Origin of the sequence: Sphingomonas dokdonensis (assembly GCF_002197685.1) — a bacterium.
Lineage (GTDB): Bacteria > Pseudomonadota > Alphaproteobacteria > Sphingomonadales > Sphingomonadaceae > Sphingomonas > Sphingomonas dokdonensis.
Map to the genome: position 1 here is coordinate 772,935 of NZ_NBBI01000001.1, position 15,782 is coordinate 788,716.

Sequence of the window (15,782 nt, forward strand, 5' to 3'; positions counted from 1 at the left end):
GCATGCTACAGCCGTTGCAGGCAATCGAGGGCTGGAGAAATCATGCGCGTGATGAGCCGGCAGCGGCCGAGACAATGCAGGCAGATGCCGACGCCACGTACGGGACGGCGGCCGCGGAAGGACAGCGGGGCGATCGCATGAGGGAGTTTGGTTTCGAGCAGCTCGGCCTCGTCCTTGTTGTCGCGTCGCTTGTGGCGATGCTGTCGCGGCGGATCGGATTGCCGTATACGGCCGGGCTCGTACTGGCGGGCATGGCGCTCGCGCTCTTCCCGGCTGGTGCCGAACTGCCGCTGTCGCGCGAGTTGATCTTCAACGTCTTTCTCCCGCCGCTGATCTTCGAGGCGGCATTGCAGCTGAAGTGGGACCGCTTCCGTCAGCAGATGCCGTTGACGGTTGTTCTGGCCTTTCTGGGCGTTGCCGTGTCGGCAGCGGTGGTTGCGATCGGCATGCGCGTCGGGCTCGGCTGGAGCTGGCTTGGCGCAGCGTTCTTTGGCGTGCTGATCGCGGCGACTGACCCGGTGTCGGTGATCGCCGCGTTCAAGGAGATGCGGGCAGAACCGCGGTTGAGGATCGTGGTCGAGTCGGAAAGCCTGCTTAACGACGGAGTGGCTGCAGTGGGCTTTGCACTGCTCGCCGGTGTGGCTGCGGGAACGCCGCTCAGTGCCGGTGCCGTCGCATTGTCATTTGGATGGACAGTGCTGGGTGGGCTGATCTTCGGGGCGGCGACCGCTGCTGTCATCCTGCTGATTGCTGGTCGGACGGAAGATCATCTGGTCGAGATTACCCTTACCACCGTTGCAGCCTGGGGCTCGTTTCTGGTGGCGGAGCATTTCCACGCCTCGGGGGTGTTTTCCGCGCTAATCGCCGGCCTGATCGTCGGCAACATCGGGTGGATGGGTTCGATATCGGACACCGGCCGCGAGCACGTGGTGGGATTCTGGGAATATGCCGCGTTTCTCGCCAATTCGTGCTTGTTCATCCTGATCGGCAGCCATGAAGCGCATCAGCCGATCGCGCTACTCACCGCAGCGCTTGGGCTGGCGATCGTCCTGACGCTGATCGGGCGAGCTGCTGCCATCTACCCGCTGGCCTTTCTATTCAGAGCGACCACTCTTCGGCTTCCGGCGACCTACCAGCATGTTCTGGTATGGGGTGGCCTTCGCGGCGCCGTGGGATTGGCGCTTGCGCTGGCGGTGCCGGGCACGGTCGCGGAACGGGCCGACATCATCGTGCTGACGTTCGGCGTCGTGGCGTTTTCGATCTTTGTTCAGGGGCTGACCATGCCGCCATTGATCCGCCGGTGGCGCCTGACCCGCCCCGCCGGCGAACCTGATGAGCACTGAAGCGGCACTACTCGCCTGCCGGTTGCTAAGCAGGTGGAGGACAGAAGAAGAATGGCGCGCCCGGCAGGAATCGAACCTGCGGCCCCAAGCTTAGAAGGCTCGTGCTCTATCCAACTGAGCTACGGGCGCGCGGCTTGCGCCTGTTAGCGTGGATTGCGGGCGAGTGAAACTGCCGGCATGATCGGTGCATGAGCGAGGGGGCGAAACCGGGGCGGGTCTCCGCCGATTGGCTGCACGGCCGCAACCTGCGCTTCTACGACTTCATCATGGCGGCGTTTGTCGCCATCCTGCTGCTCTCGAACGTGCTGGGCGCCGGCAAGGTGGCGCAGATCTGGTTGCCGGGCGTCGGCTATTGGCCGTTTGGCGCCGGGATCCTGTTTTTTCCGATCAGCTACATCATCGGAGACGTGCTCACCGAGGTGTACGGCTACGCACGCGCGAGGCGGGTGATCTGGGCGGGCTTTAGCGCAACAGTGTTCATGGCGTTTATGTCGTGGGTGGTCGTTGCGCTGCCGCCTGCGCCGGATTGGACCAACCAGCCGGCATACGAGGCGGTGTTCGGTCAGGTGCCGCGCATCGTGTTCGCCAGCATGTGCGCGTTCTGGGCGGGAGAGTTCGTCAACTCCTATGTGCTTGCCAGGCTGAAGGTCGCAACGGCGGGGCGCCATTTGTGGATGCGAACCATCGGCTCAACGATCGTGGGGCAGGGTGTGGACAGCGCGATCTTCTATCCACTGGCGTTTCTCTATGCCGAAGGATGGACGACGCAGCTGGTCTTCACCGTGCTGGTGACGCAATGGGTGCTGAAGGTTTCGTGGGAGGTGTTGCTGACGCCGCTGACGTACCTGGTGGTGGGGGCGCTGAAGCGGGCGGAAGGCGTTGACGTCTATGACGAGGACACGAACTTCACGCCTTTCGGCACCAAGGTCTGATCGCCATCAACCTGCCGTCAGGCGACGAGATCGAGCAGTCCTTCAAACAATCTGCGCCCGTCGGTGCCGCCATGCGCGCCTTCGACGCGGCGTTCGGGGTGTGGCATCATGCCGAGCACGTTACCGGCATCGTTGAGGATGCCGGCAATGCGGCGTGCCGAGCCGTTCACCTCTTCGTCGTAGCGAAAGGCGACGCGCCCCTCGCCCTCGAGGCGGTCGAGCGTTTCCTGATCGGCGACGTAATTGCCGTCGTGGTGCGCGACCGGCACCGTGATCGTCTCGCCGGCGGCGTAGCGGCTGGTGAACGCACTGTCGCCGTTCTCCACGGTGAGCGATACGTTGCGGCAGACAAAATCGAGGCCGGCGTTGCGCATCAGCGCACCCGGCAGCAGGCCCGCCTCGGTCAGCACCTGGAAACCGTTGCAAACGCCGAAGACCGGTAGCCCGCCGGCCGCCTTGTCGGCGACGGCGCGCATGATCGGCGAGCGCGCAGCCATCGCGCCGGAGCGGAGATAGTCGCCGTAGGAGAAGCCGCCGGGGACCGCGAGAAAGCCGATGCCGTCGGGCAGCTCGGTTTCGCGGTGCCACACCATGATCGGCTTGGTGCCGATCACGCTTTCCAGCGCGACCGCAATGTCGCGATCGCAATTGGAGCCGGGGAAAACGACAACCGCCGTCTTCATGCGCGCTCGACCCGGTAATTCTCGATCACGGTATTGGTGAGCAGCTGACGGCACATCGCATCGACCTGCGCATCGTCGACGGAGTCGGCGACGTCGAGCTCTATCAGCTTGCCGACCCGCGCGCCCTCGACGCCGGCGAAGCCGAGGCCGGAGAGGGCGTGTTCGATCGCCTTGCCCTGAGGGTCGAGGACGCCGGGCTTCAGGGTGACGTGAATGCGCAATTTCATGGCGGGCCCGCTATTCGATGAGGGTGAGTATCGCAACCGTGCGCGGACGTTACTTGCCGCGACGCTCGCGGTGTTCGGCCATGTCGAGAACCGCGGTCTCGCCGCCCTCCGGCAAGAGACCGAGACGACGCGCGACCTCCTGATAGGCCTCGACCTCGCCGCCGAGATCACGGCGGAAGCGATCCTTGTCGAGCTTTTCGTTGGTGGTCATGTCCCACAAACGGCAGCCGTCGGGGCTGATCTCGTCCGCCAGGATGATGCGGCCGTAGTCGTTGTCCCAGATGCGGCCGAACTCGAGCTTGAAGTCGACCAGGCGGATGCCGATGCCGGCGAACAGCCCCGACAGGAAATCGTTCACGCGGATCGCGAGGTCGGCGATGTCGTGCATTTCTTCCTGGCTGGCCCAGCCGAAGGCGGCGATATGTTCGTCGGAGATCATCGGATCGCCGAGCGCATCGTCCTTATAGTAATATTCGATGATCGTGCGCGGCAGCTTGGTGCCTTCCTCGATCCCAAGCCGCTTGCTGAGCGAACCGGCGGCGACGTTGCGCACCACCACCTCGATCGGCACGATCTCCACCTGGCGGATGAGTTGTTCGCGCATGTTGAGACGACGGATGAAGTGCGTCGGCACGCCGATCGCGTCGAGCATGGTGAAGACATGCTCGCTGATCCGGTTGTTCAGGACGCCCTTGCCGTTGATCGTGCCCTTTTTCTGAGCGTTGAAGGCGGTGGCATCGTCCTTGAAATACTGGATCAAGGTGCCGGGTTCGGGACCCTCGTAAAGGATCTTGGCCTTGCCTTCGTAGATCTGCCGGCGCCGCGCCATCGCATCACCCCTGAAATGGATAGCCCCGGCCACGCGACGTGTCGGCGCGGCCGGGGCGGGAATCGCCTGCCGTATAGGGTAGGGGGGCGAGGGGTGCAACGTCGCTCACCGATCGGGTGCCGCCGACAGCGCGCCGCGGATCGCCTCCTTTGCCTTCGTCCAAGCGGCGGTGCCTGGCGTCACCAGCTCGACGTGGCCGGTGGCGGGGACGGTCACGAGCCTCGCACGGTCGCCCGCACGTGTGGCGCGCGCGACATAGTCGGTGGCCATGCGGTAGGGAATGATGCGGTCTTCGCGGCCGTTGACGAGGGTCTGCGGGGTGCCGAACGGCAGGAGGCGGGGTACCGAGGTGTCGGCATACGGATCGCGCCGATCGGTACCGACCAGTTTTGCGACCACTTCCGTACCGCAGCCATTGTCGGGGCTGGCGGCGGTTGCCTCCAGATCGGGGAGGCCGCCGAGACTGATGACGTGATCGATCTTCAGCGGGCTCGCGGTGCGCAGCGGGCTGTCGGCGGGAAGTTTGCTGCGCCCGGCGAGCCACAGGGCGAGGTGACCACCGGCGGAGTGGCCGACCGCGACGATCCGCTTGATATCCAGATTGTACTTTGCGGCGTTCGCGGCGAGTTGGTCGCTGGCCTTTGCCGCATCTGCGAAGGTGCCGGGATAACCACCGCCGCTGCGATCCACCCCACGATAGTCGATGTTCCACACCGCGATGCCATCATGCCGCAAGTCGGCGGCGATCCAGTCCATGATCGACCGGTCGGCGATCTTCGTCTGCCAGCAGCCGCCGTGCACCATCAGGACAACCGGGTGCGGCCCGGACCCGGCGGGGAGCCACACGTCGACCTTCTGCATGGTGTCGTCACCATAAGCGATGGTCGCATCGGGCTTTTCGCGCGCACGGGATGTAAGGTCGTCCCAGGTGAGCGGGGCGAAGGCAGTTGCGGGAGTGGTGCTGGTCATGACTGCGGGAGAACATGACGTGGCGAGGAGCAGGGCGGCAAGTAGGGGGCGGGGCCAAACTTCTCGAAACTTGTGCATAAAGCCAATCTTTTGACCGTGTGATGTTCCGGCCGGGTGGGATCGAACGGCGGGAGCCGGAGTGCAGGCGGAGCGCATTGCGGCAAGGTGACACATCCGGCGGCTGTAGGACAGTGAGCGGAACGGTTGTGGAACATGGCCACAGCCTGCTAGCACACGGGCCATGCCGACCGATGCGACCGCGCTGCCACCCGACAATCCGCCCGTGGGGGTGTTCGACGCGCCGTTCGATTCCGCGCTGTCGGAACGGTATCTCGTCTATGCGCTGTCGACGATTACCGCACGATCGTTGCCGGATGTTCGCGACGGGCTGAAGCCGGTGCACCGCCGCTTGCTGTGGGCGATGCGACTGCTGCGGCTCGACCCCAGCCAAGGGTACAAGAAGTGCGCGCGCGTCGTCGGTGACGTGATCGGTAAATACCATCCGCATGGCGATCAGTCGGTTTACGACGCGATGGTGCGCCTCGCGCAGGATTTCGCGCTCCGCTATCCGCTGGTCGACGGACAGGGCAATTTCGGCAACATCGACGGCGATAACGCCGCCGCCTATCGCTACACCGAGGCGCGGCTGACGCAGGTCGCGATCGACCTGATGGACGGGCTAGACGAGGATGCCGTCGGCTTTCGCCCGACCTATAACGGCGAGGACCACGAGCCGGAGCTGTTCCCCGGCCTGTTCCCCAACCTGCTGGCGAATGGGGCGAGCGGAATCGCGGTCGGCATGGCGACGAGCATCCCGCCGCACAATGCGGCGGAGCTGCTCGATGCGGCGATCGCGCTGATCGACGATCCCGCTGCCGACCCGCTGGCACATGTGCTGGGGCCCGACTTCCCCACCGGCGGCCTGCTGGTGGATGCACCGGCGATCATTCGCGAAGCCTATGCGACCGGGCGCGGCGCCTTTCGCGTGCGCTGCCGCTGGAGCGTCGAGAAGGAAAAGGGCGGGAGCTGGCAGATCGTCGTCGGCGAGATCCCGTATGGCGTGCAGAAGGGCAAGCTGATCGAGCAGATCGCCGGTCTGGTAAACGACAAGAAGTTCCCGATTCTGGCCGATGTGCGCGACGAGTCGGATGCCGAGATCCGGCTGGTGCTCGAGCCGCGCAGCCGCACAGTCGATCCGCAGCTGTTGATGGACGGGCTGTATCGCCTTTCCGACCTGGAAGTGCGCGTGCCGCTGAACCTGAACGTGCTCGACGCGTCGCGCACGCCGCGGGTGATGAGCCTGGCCGAGGCATTGTCGGCATGGGTGGAGCATCAGTTCATCGTCCTGCGCCGGCGCACCGAGCATCGGCTGGCGAAGATCGCCGACCGACTGGAGCTGGTGAAGGGCTACATCATCGCCTTCCTCAACCTCGACCGGGTGATCGAGATCATCCGCACCGAGGACGAGCCGAAGGCGGTAATGATGGCCGAGTTCGACCTGACCGACCGGCAGGCCGAGGCAATACTCAACATGCGGCTGCGCAGCTTGCGCCGGCTGGAGGAAATGGAGCTGAAGCGCGAACAGGCGGCACTGGAGAAGGAGCAGGCGAGCCTTCAACTGCTCCTCGGCTCCGACCAGCGGCAGCGCACGCGGATGAAAAAGGACCTGACGACGATCCGCGACCGTTATGGTCCGGAGACGGCGCTGGGCAAGCGGCGCACAACGCTGGAGGAAGCGGCGCCGGCGCGCGACATCCCGATGGAGGCGATGATCGAGCGCGAGCCGATCACGGTGATCCTGTCGCAGCGCGGCTGGATCCGCGCCATGAAGGGGCATGTCGATCTCGCCTCCGCCGAGACGCTGAAGTTCAAGGAAGGCGACGGGCCGGCCTTCGCCTTTCACGCGCAGACCACCGACAAGCTGCTGCTCGCGGCGGAGAACGGGCGTTTCTACACGATGGGCGCCGACAAGCTGCCGGGCGGGCGTGGCTTTGGCGAGCCGGTGCGCGCGACGATCGACCTCGACGGCAATGTCGGCATCGTCCGGCTGCTGAAGGCGGAGCGCGAGGGCAAGCTGCTGGTGGCGGCAAGCGACGGGCGCGGCTTTATCGTGGCGGTGACCGAGGTGATCGCCGAAACGCGCAAGGGCAAGAATGTGGTGAGCCCGCGGCCCGGCGCGAAGCTGGCGGTGGTGCATCCGGTGCAGGCCGGCGACGACTACGTCGCGGCGATCGGTGACAATCGCAAGATGGTGGTGTTCCCGATCGGCGAGCTGCCGGAGATGACGCGCGGGCAGGGATCGCAGCTCCAGCGCTATCGCGACGGTGGGCTGAGCGACGCGACGACGTTCCGCTTCGGCGAAGGGCTGAGCTGGCCGATGGGCGGCGAAACCGGGCGGACGCGGACCGAAGCCGACCTGTCGTCGTGGCGCACGGCGCGCGGCGCGGCGGGGCGCATGCCGCCGACGGGCTTTCCCCGTAACAATCGGTTCACGTAACAACCGTTTCGGATTCAACGAACGTTAACGCCGTTCATCTACACGTTGACCAATGCCGTTGTTCGCCGCGCTAAAGACCGTTGAAGAGCCATCGGACGCTGCGTTCGATCGGACGGCGGCGGCGATTGCGATGGATCTGCTACCGATCGCGGCGGTCGTCGTGGCGCTGGAAGGCGGCAAGCTGCAGATCAAGCTTTCCAATGCGGCATTTCACGAGCTGGGGCTGGATGTTGATCCGCTTCGCTGCGTGCTGACGCGCGATCTTGGCGGGGCGCTGGTCCAGTTCCTCAACAGCGGCGGCGACCGCGAACAGCGTAGCTGGCGGACCGGAAGCGCGGTGGAGCAGCAATGGTTCGACGTGACCTTTGCGCGCATCGACCTTGCCGCGACGCCGCGCTGCCTTGTCACCCTGGTCGATCAGACGCGGGGTATGCGCACCGAGGCGAGCCTGCGCCGCGAGATGAGCACCGACAGCCTGACGGGGCTGCCGAACCGCGCCGGTTTTGGCGATTCGCTCGAAGCGCGGATCGCGAATGGTTCGAGCCAATATGCCGTGCTGGTGGTCGACCTCGACCGGTTCGGCCGCGTGAACGCCTGCCTTGGCAGCATGGCGGGCGACGAGATGCTCATCACGGTTGCGCGGCGCATCAGGGAGTCGCTGCAACCGGGCGACGTGCTGGGCCGCATCGGCGGCGACGAATTTGGCATCATGCTGGAAACCGGTGGTGACCGGGCCGCGATCGACCGCGCCGCCACCCAGATCCGCGCGTTGCTGGCCACGCCGGTGCGGCTGCGCGATTTTGAAATACGCATAACCTGCTCGATCGGAATCGCCTTCGAGGCGGAGACGACCGACGATGCGGAGGATGTGATCCGCAAGGCGCAGTTCGCCGTGCGTCGCTCCAAGGAGACGGGGCAGGCGGAGGTTTACGACACCCGCGCGCTCGATCGCGCGCGTGAGCGGTTTGCGATGGAAACGGCGCTTCGCCGCGCGGTGGAGGCGGAGCAGCTGACGCTGCATTACCAGCCGATCTGCGACCTCGCGAGCGGGCGGATCGTGGCCTTCGAGGCGCTGGCGCGGTGGACCACGGAGGACGGAAGCGACATTCCGCCGGCCGATTTCATACCGGTAGCGGAAGAATCGGGGCTGATCGTGCCGCTGGGTCGCTGGGTGATCGATCGGGCGCTGCGCACGTTGGCCGAGTGGGACAAACGTGCCGGTACGCCGCTGGACGTTCAGATGGGAGTCAACATCTCCCCGATCCAGCTGCAACGCGACCAGATCGCGCCACTGGTGGCCGACGCGCTGAAGACTCACGGGGTGACCGGCGATCGGCTGAAGCTGGAACTTACCGAAAGCGCGCTGGTCACCGACCCGGACGGCACCGCCGAGACGTTACGAGCGCTGAAGGCAACCGGCGCAACGATCGCGATGGACGATTTCGGCACCGGTTATTCGAACCTCGCCTATCTCCAGAAGCTGCCGATCGACACGCTGAAGATCGACCGCAGCTTCGTCACCGGCATGATGGCGGACCGCGACAAGATCGCGATCGTGCGTGCGGTGCTCAGCCTTGCATCGGCGCTTGGCATGGCGACCGTTGCCGAGGGGATCGAGAGTTGGGCGGTGTCGCAGACGCTGTCGGCGCTGGGCTGCACCTATGGCCAGGGTTACCATTTCTCGCGGCCGCTGCCGGCGGAGCAAGCCTATGCGCTGCTGGAAGCCCCGCGCGGCTGAGCGGTGAGGGCGTCGGCGATTGCCGCCGTGCGCGCCGCGTCGGGAAAATCTTCCGCAATCCACTGCGTCTCGACCTGCCGAAGCGTGCGCGCGACCTCCGGCCCGCGGGCGATGCCACGCGCCACCAGATCGCCGCCGCCGAGCGGCAGGCGCGGCGGGGTCCAGCCCGCCAACGGCTCGACCGACGCCCCGGCGAGTAGCAGACGATCGAGCGCGATCGCCGGGCCGACGCGATAGGCGAGCGCGCGTGCGCCTTCGCTGCCCGGCCCTTCATGCGCGGCGATCAGCCGCTTGCGATCGGCATTCGACAGTCGCAGCCGCGCGCCGACGCTCTCCGCCGCATCGGACGGGATCAGCGACGCCAGACGGCGGATCGGATCGGGGGCAAGCCCGGCCTGCGCCTCGGCATCGGCCAGCGCTTCGAACGCCGGCACGTCCGTGATTTCGGGCAGGACGGGCCGGAGGATGCCGCGCTCAATCATCAGCGCCACCACCGGCACCGCACCCTTCGCCACCAGCAGCTTTAGGAGTTCGGCCGCGATCCGTTCGCGGGAAAGCGCCATAAGGTCGTTGGCGCGATCGGTGCAGGCGTCGAGCCCTGGACCATCGGGCGCATCGCCAAAGCGCGCGTGGAAGCGGAAGAAGCGTAAAATACGCAAGTGATCCTCCGCGATACGCGTATATGGATCACCGATGAAGCGGACGCGGCGGTGGGCAAGATCGGCCAGTCCGCCGAACCAGTCGAACAAGGCGCCGCTTGTCGGATCGGCATAGAGCGCGTTCATCGTGAAGTCGCGGCGGGCGGCATCTGCCTCCCAATCGTCGGTGAACGCCACCTGCGCGTGGCGACCGTCGGTTGCGACATCGTGGCGCAAGGTGGTGACTTCCACCACCGTGCCGGCGGAGACGGCCGTGATCGTGCCGTGCGCGATCCCGGTCGGGATGGCCTTGATTCCCGCAGCCTGAAGGCGTGCGATCACTGCTTCAGGCTGATGGCTGGTCGCGATGTCGATGTCCGCGACGGGCAGGCCCAGCAACGTATCGCGCACGGCGCCGCCGACGTAGCGCGCCGCACCGTCCGATGCGCCCAGCGCCTCGGCCAGCGCGCTCAGCCCGGCCTTGTCGCGCCACGCGGCGTTCGGCAGGATCACGCGGTCCATCGCAGCCGTCGCGCCAGGTTCACGATCATGGCAGCGGTGGCACCCCAGATGCGGTGATTATCCCAGATGATCTCGTAATAGCGCCGCTCGCGTCCCTCCCATTGGGTGCGCGCCTCGACGTGATTGGCGCTGTCGAGCAGAAAGTCGAGCGGCACTTCGAACACGCGGGCGACCTCCGCCTCCGACGGGCGCAGCATCAGATCGGGCGGGACGACGCCGACGATCGGTGTGACGGTGTAGCCGGTGACCGTGCGGTAGCGGTCGGCCTCACCGACGACCTGGACCATTGACGGCGGAAGGGCGATTTCCTCGTCCGCTTCCCGCAGCGCGGCCGTGACGACATCCTCGCCAGGATCTAGCCGCCCACCGGGGAATGCGACCTGGCCGGCGTGCCGGCGGAGCGTTTCGGTGCGCTGCGTCAGGATCACGCCAGGGCGCGGCCGATCGGTGACGGGCACCAGAACGGCGGCGGGCGTCAGCGCCCCTTCGGTATGAAGGGCAACGTCGCCGTGATCGCCGGCGAGCAGGATCGTCTGCTGCGCCATGCCCTCGGTCAGCGCCCGTCCCAGCCGGTCAAAAAGCGTGCTCACGGCGCGATCGGGAAAAAGGCACCCGCGCTCCAGACGCCGGGCGGGTCGTCGTTTCCGCTGATCGCGCGCTCGGCGAGTTCGTAATAGATCGACCGGGCGATCAGCGCCTCGAGCCCGCCGCGCACATGCAGGTAAGGATGCGGGCCATCTGCATGCTCGACGAAACGCAGCGGGTGGTCGGCGGAGGCGGTGACGATGTCGCCGGTGTTCAGGCGAAAGGCCAGGGAGGCGGCCGCGCCGTCCCCTTCCACTTTCATCTCCACCGCAATAAAGGGCGCGTCCTCCACCTCGATGTCGAGCTTTTCGACCGGGGTCACCAGCACATAGCCGCCGTCGGGCTCGCGCCGCAGGATGCGGCTGAAGGCGCGCACCATGGCGAGGCGGCCGATCGGCGATCCTAGGTGAAACCATGTGCCGTCACGCGCGATGCGCATGTCGCTGTTGCCGCAATGATCGGGGTTCCAGCGGTCGACCGGGGGCAGGCGATCCGCCTCGGCCAGCCGCGCAATGTCGGCCATCGTCAGCGTGTCGAAATCGGGGGAGGGCGCCATGGGCATGCGCCCGACGTAGGGACGGGGGCGCCTTCCGTAAAGGATCAGCGGGCAAGCGCCGTGTTCGGTCCGATCTCGCCTGCGCCAGCGGGGACGCCATCGCCGCGTGCGAGCAGGCGGCGCTGCTCGAACGGGCCGGGCAGGCGCCATGCGCCCGTACGCGCCGCCGTGAATCCGAAAAAGCGCCCGTAATATTCGGGATCGCCGATGAGCATCAGCGGCGCGCCGGGCACGCGCGCCAAGGCGCCCTCCACGAGGTGTCGTCCGATGCCGTCGCGCTGACGCTCGGGCCCCACGGCGACCGGACCGACGAGCACCAAGGGCACCTGGCGGCCATCATCGCCGCTGAACAGCACCGGCCACAGCTGAATCGTGCCGAGCAGCGCGCCATCCTCGACCGCGCCGAGGCTAGGGCCGACAAGCGCGGGCACACCATCGCGTAGGCGATAGGCCGTGCGGCCGTGACGATCGGCACCGAAGGTGCGGTCGAGCAACTGCTCCACCGCCCGTTCCCCGACCTGTTCAAGCCCGATCAGTTCGACCACCAGCATCCTCCGCCCCCGACGTAACGGGGTGGCGCGCCTTAGCGATTCGCGCCTGTAACGCAAGTGGCATGGCGCGGGGCGCAATCTGGCGCTAAGCGCGCCGCGTGGAAGACATGCTCGAACTCGAAGTGCACGATCTGGAGGTGCCGGTGCTGACCGGCGTCTATTCCGAAGAAACGCACCTGCCGCAGCCGCTGCGAATCTCGCTCACCGTGCTGCTTGATGCGCCCAGCCATTTCGCGCCTGACACGCCGCTGTCGGCCTCCAAGAACTATCTCGACCTGAAACATGCCGCCACCGGCGCCTTGCCGCCGGGCGTTCATTTCACGCTGATCGAGGGTGTTGCCGATCATATCGCCGACACGCTGTTTCTGCAGGACAGGCGCGTGCGACGCGTGAAGATAAAGATCGTCAAGCTGGCGATCGCCGAGGACGGCGAATCGATCGGCATCACGCTGGTGCGGCATCGCCGCTGAACGCCGGCCGAGCGGCGGACCGGTCGGCCCGCCGCCCAATCAAATGGCCTTACTGCCCGCTGCGGGCGCATGGCCCGAGTTGCTGCAGGACGAACTGATAATCCTCGCGCGCGAGGTCGGCATCTGCGGGCTCCATGGCCTGCAGGCTGCGTGCCGGCAGCGACCGTGGCAGGCCGCACGCCAAGCGATACCATAACAAGGTGTCGCGCGCGGGCGGGGCTGCCGCGTCGTCGACGATCTCCGACAAGGCGACCGCCCAGCGGCGTTGCTCGCCCGGGCGACGCAGGATGTTGAGCGACACCGGCCGATTGTCCTGCGTGGTCAGAAATACCTGGGTTTCGCCTTCGCCGGGCAGCGATCCCGGAACGTGAAAGGCATTGCCTATCCCCGTCACGACGGGCGGGGCATCGGCGGCGAGCACGTCGCCCGCGATGCGGCGGGTGAGCGCGTCCAGCGCCGGCGACCACGCGCGCTGTGCCTCAGGGCCGACCAACTGGACCTGACCCGGGTTGCCGGGAACAGGACGGGCGAACAACAAAACGCGCGCCTTCTTGTAGCGCGGCTGCTTGCCGCCCGGGCCGAGCGGTGCGTCCAGCACATAGCCGATGCGTGGGGGTATTGCGCCCGGGCCGCGGATCAGCGCGGCGACATCAGCCTCCACATAATATCGGACAAAGCCGGGCGGCACGTCGGCCGCCTCGGCACCTTTGATCCGCGTCGTGCTCGAAATCGTTGCGTCCACGACAACCGGAGACTCGATCACCAGATCGGCAAGCGCGACATAGGAAGGCGCCGGCGCATCGGCCACCGAAGCGAGCGGGGGTTGCTGCGCGCCCATGCAGGCCGGGGCAAGCGTGACGGCGGCGCTGGCAAGCGCGAGCCTACGAATTGTACGGAACACCATGCGCAGAAGTTATCGCAACGTGCGCTTCTGATACAGAAATAAATCTGTTTTGCGCCGATTGTACGTTTGTTGCGTCCGACAAAGCGTTTGCGTGTCGTTAAGGCTCAAGTTAGGAGTCGCGCTGTGCAAGGGTTCCGTTTAGCCCTTGCCGTACGGACCGGCACGCCTACTCCGCACCATGCGGAGGCCGTGGCAGGCCGCCCGGCCCCTTCGGGCCATAGGGATTAGGGAGTGCTTTTGCTGAATGGCCTACTCTGACCAGAAGATGAGCGGGAGCAAGATCGTCGCGATTGCAATCGTGGCGCTCATCCATGCTGCTCTCGGCTACGCCTTCGTCACCGGCCTCGCGTTCCAATACGTGAAAAAGGTGTCGGAGAAGCTGAATACGTTCGACGTTGAGGAACCACCACCCCCGCCGCCGGACGAACCGCCGCCTCCGCCGCCAGACATTCCGATGACGCCGCCGCCCGTTGTGGCGCCGCCGCCTATCGTGTCTGCGCCGTCGGCGCCGGTGACGATCGCCACCGTGCCTACGCCGCCGCCGGTCTTCGTGCCGACGCCGGTCGCACCGCCGGCCCCGCCGCCACCGCCGCCGCCGCCTGCGCCGCCGACGGTGAGCAAGGCGTCTGCGCCTAAGGGCAATCCTGCCGACTGGATCACGACGGATGACTATCCGCCGAGCTCGATCCGTGCGGAGGAAGAAGGCACCACGGTGATCAAGTGGACCATTAACGCCCAGGGGCGCGTGGAAAACTGCGTCACCACCCAGTCGAGCGGCTCCAACGCCCTTGACCAGGCAGCATGTCGTGCACTGACGCGCCGGGCCCGCTATGCGCCGGCATTGGACGCGGCAGGCAACCCGATCGCCAGCACGCAGACGCGCCGCGTCGTGTGGAAGCTGCCACGGGATTGATCCAGGCTTAACAGAATCGCGCTTTTCAGAGGGAAACACATCGAATGATCACCACCATCCTCGCCGCTGCAGCCGCGGCGCCGGCCGCGGCCGAAGGCGAAAACCCGTACGGCCTGGGTGCCGCACTGGAGCAGGGCGGCATCATCGCTCAGACCGTGTTCGGCATTCTCGTGCTGATGTCGGTTGTCTCGTTCTACATCATGTTCACCAAGCTCTTCGAGCAGCAGAAGATCATCAACCAGGCGAAGCGCGTACGCGGCGGGTTCTGGCAGACGAATTCGCTGCGCGAGGGCGCGGCGAAGCTGGAGAAGAACTCGGCCTATAAGCAGATCGTCGACGACGGCCTGCAGGCGCAGGAGCAGCACTCGAAGCTGACCGACCCGGTTGAAGCACACGACTGGCTGCACGGCTCGCTCGCTCGCTCGGAAGCGATGATCAACTCGCGTCTGGGCACGGGCCTCGCGTTTCTCGCGACCGTGGGCGCGACGGCGCCGTTCATCGGTCTGTTCGGTACGGTTATCGGCATCTACCGCGCGCTCATCAAGATCGGTGCGGCTGGCCAGGCGTCGATCGACGCGGTCGCCGGTCCGGTCGGTGAGGCGCTGATCATGACCGCCCTCGGTCTCGCCGTGGCCGTTCCGGCCGTGCTCGGCTACAACTGGCTGCAGCGCCGCAACAAGTCGATCGCAGAGGACCTGTCGGCCTTCTCGAACGACGTGCTCGGCTACCTGGCTTCGAACGGCGCAGTGCGCCCGACGGTCGCCGGTGCAACCAAGCCGGTCGCAGCGAAGCCGGCTGCAACCGCCACGGCCGGTCAGGCCGGCGGCGTGCAGACCCGCTCGTAATAGGGGAAAGCGGGGCTGCCAGCCGGCAGCCCCGCCACCTTTCCCGGCCGGACAACCGGCGGGAACGAAGACATAGGATAGTCTGACTTATGGCGATGAGCGTTGGTGGAGACTCCGCCGCAGAAGCCCCGATGTCGGACATCAACACGACGCCTCTCGTGGACGTCATGCTGGTGCTCCTCATCATTTTCCTGATCGCGGTGCCAGTCGTGATCCAAACGGTTCCGGTGAAGCTGCCAAGCGTGCGGTTCGATCCGACCACCACCAAGCCCGAGAACGTTTCCCTCTCGATCACGACAAAGCCGGACGGCACCTGCGCGGTTTATTGGGGCATGACTGCTGTGACCCAGCAGGAGCTGCTCGATCGCGCGGTGGCCAAGCTGAAGGCCGAAATCGAACGCCAGGGTGGCCCGAATGCGCCCGGCCTCGAACTGCCGGAAGCACACGTCCGCGGCGACGTTAATGTGCCGTGGAAGTGCGTGGCAGGCGCGATCTACAACATGCAGATGGCAGGCTTCGCACGCGTCGGCTTCATTTCCGAACCGCCCCCCGGCTCGGGCGTCGAGCGTCTGTAAGCTAA

The 15,782-nt window shown here is 66.2% G+C and carries 17 protein-coding genes and 1 tRNA gene; 8 read left to right on the top strand and 10 right to left on the bottom strand.

Annotated elements, in window-relative coordinates:
• Window positions 1-14: 14 nt before the first annotated feature.
• Window positions 15-1,343 carry a cation:proton antiporter gene (locus SPDO_RS03580; protein ID WP_245829053.1) on the top strand — a complete coding sequence of 443 codons (1,329 nt, stop codon included), beginning with the start codon at window positions 15-17 and terminating at the stop codon, window positions 1,341-1,343.
• A 52-nt stretch (window positions 1,344-1,395) separates the two neighbouring features.
• Here SPDO_RS03580 and SPDO_RS03585 read toward each other — a convergent pair.
• Window positions 1,396-1,472, bottom strand: a tRNA-Arg gene (locus SPDO_RS03585).
• A 59-nt stretch (window positions 1,473-1,531) separates the two neighbouring features.
• Between SPDO_RS03585 and SPDO_RS03590 the strand changes: the two genes are divergently transcribed.
• A complete protein-coding gene (locus tag SPDO_RS03590; RefSeq protein WP_088366026.1) occupies window positions 1,532-2,275 on the top strand; it encodes a queuosine precursor transporter in 744 nt (247 codons plus the stop codon).
• Between the two features lie 17 nt (window positions 2,276-2,292).
• On the opposite strand, the gene purQ is transcribed toward SPDO_RS03590, so the two are convergent.
• From purQ to SPDO_RS03610, 4 genes are all read right to left on the bottom strand, one after another.
• Window positions 2,293-2,958 (bottom strand): phosphoribosylformylglycinamidine synthase subunit PurQ, encoded by a 666-nt coding sequence (gene purQ / locus SPDO_RS03595; protein ID WP_088366027.1) that lies wholly within the window; start codon window positions 2,956-2,958, stop codon window positions 2,293-2,295.
• Entirely contained in the window at window positions 2,955-3,185 is a 231-nt protein-coding gene (gene purS, locus SPDO_RS03600) for a phosphoribosylformylglycinamidine synthase subunit PurS (RefSeq protein WP_088366028.1), read from the bottom strand. The genes purQ and purS overlap by 4 nt, the downstream gene beginning before the upstream one ends.
• Window positions 3,186-3,234: 49 nt before the next feature.
• Complete coding sequence (purC, locus tag SPDO_RS03605; protein WP_088366029.1) at window positions 3,235-4,014, bottom strand: phosphoribosylaminoimidazolesuccinocarboxamide synthase; 780 nt, start codon at window positions 4,012-4,014, stop codon at window positions 3,235-3,237.
• 105 nt (window positions 4,015-4,119) lie between these two features.
• On the bottom strand, window positions 4,120-4,983 hold the full coding sequence (locus SPDO_RS03610) for an alpha/beta hydrolase (protein ID WP_088366030.1): 864 nt from the start codon (window positions 4,981-4,983) through the stop codon (window positions 4,120-4,122).
• Window positions 4,984-5,224: 241 nt separating this feature from the next.
• Here SPDO_RS03610 and parC point away from each other — a divergent pair, with 241 nt between their 5' ends.
• Complete coding sequence (gene parC, locus SPDO_RS03615) at window positions 5,225-7,480, top strand: DNA topoisomerase IV subunit A (protein ID WP_088366031.1); 2,256 nt, start codon at window positions 5,225-5,227, stop codon at window positions 7,478-7,480.
• Window positions 7,481-7,532: 52 nt separating this feature from the next.
• The gene (locus SPDO_RS03620) at window positions 7,533-9,218 is read left to right on the top strand and encodes a putative bifunctional diguanylate cyclase/phosphodiesterase (RefSeq protein WP_245829055.1); all 1,686 of its coding nucleotides are present in this window, start codon (window positions 7,533-7,535) and stop codon (window positions 9,216-9,218) included.
• On the opposite strand, the gene SPDO_RS03625 is transcribed toward SPDO_RS03620, so the two are convergent.
• From SPDO_RS03625 to SPDO_RS03640, 4 genes are read right to left on the bottom strand one after another with little or no spacing between them, the layout of a single operon-like run.
• The gene (locus SPDO_RS03625) at window positions 9,188-10,378 is read right to left on the bottom strand and encodes a CCA tRNA nucleotidyltransferase (protein ID WP_088366032.1); all 1,191 of its coding nucleotides are present in this window, start codon (window positions 10,376-10,378) and stop codon (window positions 9,188-9,190) included. The genes SPDO_RS03620 and SPDO_RS03625 overlap by 31 nt on opposite strands.
• Window positions 10,366-10,923: a CoA pyrophosphatase gene (locus SPDO_RS03630; protein ID WP_088366361.1), complete on the bottom strand. Its 558-nt coding sequence runs from the start codon at window positions 10,921-10,923 to the stop codon at window positions 10,366-10,368. Before SPDO_RS03630 ends, SPDO_RS03625 begins: the two co-directional genes overlap by 13 nt.
• Before the next feature lie 41 nt (window positions 10,924-10,964).
• On the bottom strand, window positions 10,965-11,525 hold the full coding sequence (locus SPDO_RS03635) for a DUF1285 domain-containing protein (RefSeq protein WP_088366033.1): 561 nt from the start codon (window positions 11,523-11,525) through the stop codon (window positions 10,965-10,967).
• Window positions 11,526-11,563: 38 nt separating this feature from the next.
• Complete coding sequence (locus SPDO_RS03640) at window positions 11,564-12,064, bottom strand: GNAT family N-acetyltransferase (protein ID WP_245829059.1); 501 nt, start codon at window positions 12,062-12,064, stop codon at window positions 11,564-11,566.
• A 104-nt stretch (window positions 12,065-12,168) separates the two neighbouring features.
• Here SPDO_RS03640 and SPDO_RS03645 point away from each other — a divergent pair, with 104 nt between their 5' ends.
• Window positions 12,169-12,540: a dihydroneopterin aldolase gene (locus tag SPDO_RS03645; RefSeq protein ID WP_088366035.1), complete on the top strand. Its 372-nt coding sequence runs from the start codon at window positions 12,169-12,171 to the stop codon at window positions 12,538-12,540.
• Window positions 12,541-12,589: 49 nt separating this feature from the next.
• Here SPDO_RS03645 and SPDO_RS03650 read toward each other — a convergent pair whose 3' ends face one another.
• Window positions 12,590-13,444 carry a hypothetical protein gene (locus tag SPDO_RS03650; RefSeq protein WP_245829062.1) on the bottom strand — a complete coding sequence of 285 codons (855 nt, stop codon included), beginning with the start codon at window positions 13,442-13,444 and terminating at the stop codon, window positions 12,590-12,592.
• Window positions 13,445-13,688: 244 nt separating this feature from the next.
• On the opposite strand from SPDO_RS03650, the gene SPDO_RS03655 reads away from it, so the two are divergent.
• From SPDO_RS03655 to SPDO_RS03665, 3 genes are all read left to right on the top strand, one after another.
• Complete coding sequence (locus SPDO_RS03655; RefSeq protein ID WP_088366037.1) at window positions 13,689-14,357, top strand: energy transducer TonB; 669 nt, start codon at window positions 13,689-13,691, stop codon at window positions 14,355-14,357.
• Window positions 14,358-14,401: 44 nt separating this feature from the next.
• Window positions 14,402-15,202: a MotA/TolQ/ExbB proton channel family protein gene (locus SPDO_RS03660; RefSeq protein WP_088366038.1), complete on the top strand. Its 801-nt coding sequence runs from the start codon at window positions 14,402-14,404 to the stop codon at window positions 15,200-15,202.
• A gap of 89 nt (window positions 15,203-15,291) precedes the next feature.
• Window positions 15,292-15,777: an ExbD/TolR family protein gene (locus SPDO_RS03665; RefSeq protein WP_088366039.1), complete on the top strand. Its 486-nt coding sequence runs from the start codon at window positions 15,292-15,294 to the stop codon at window positions 15,775-15,777.
• Window positions 15,778-15,782 lie beyond the last annotated feature (5 nt).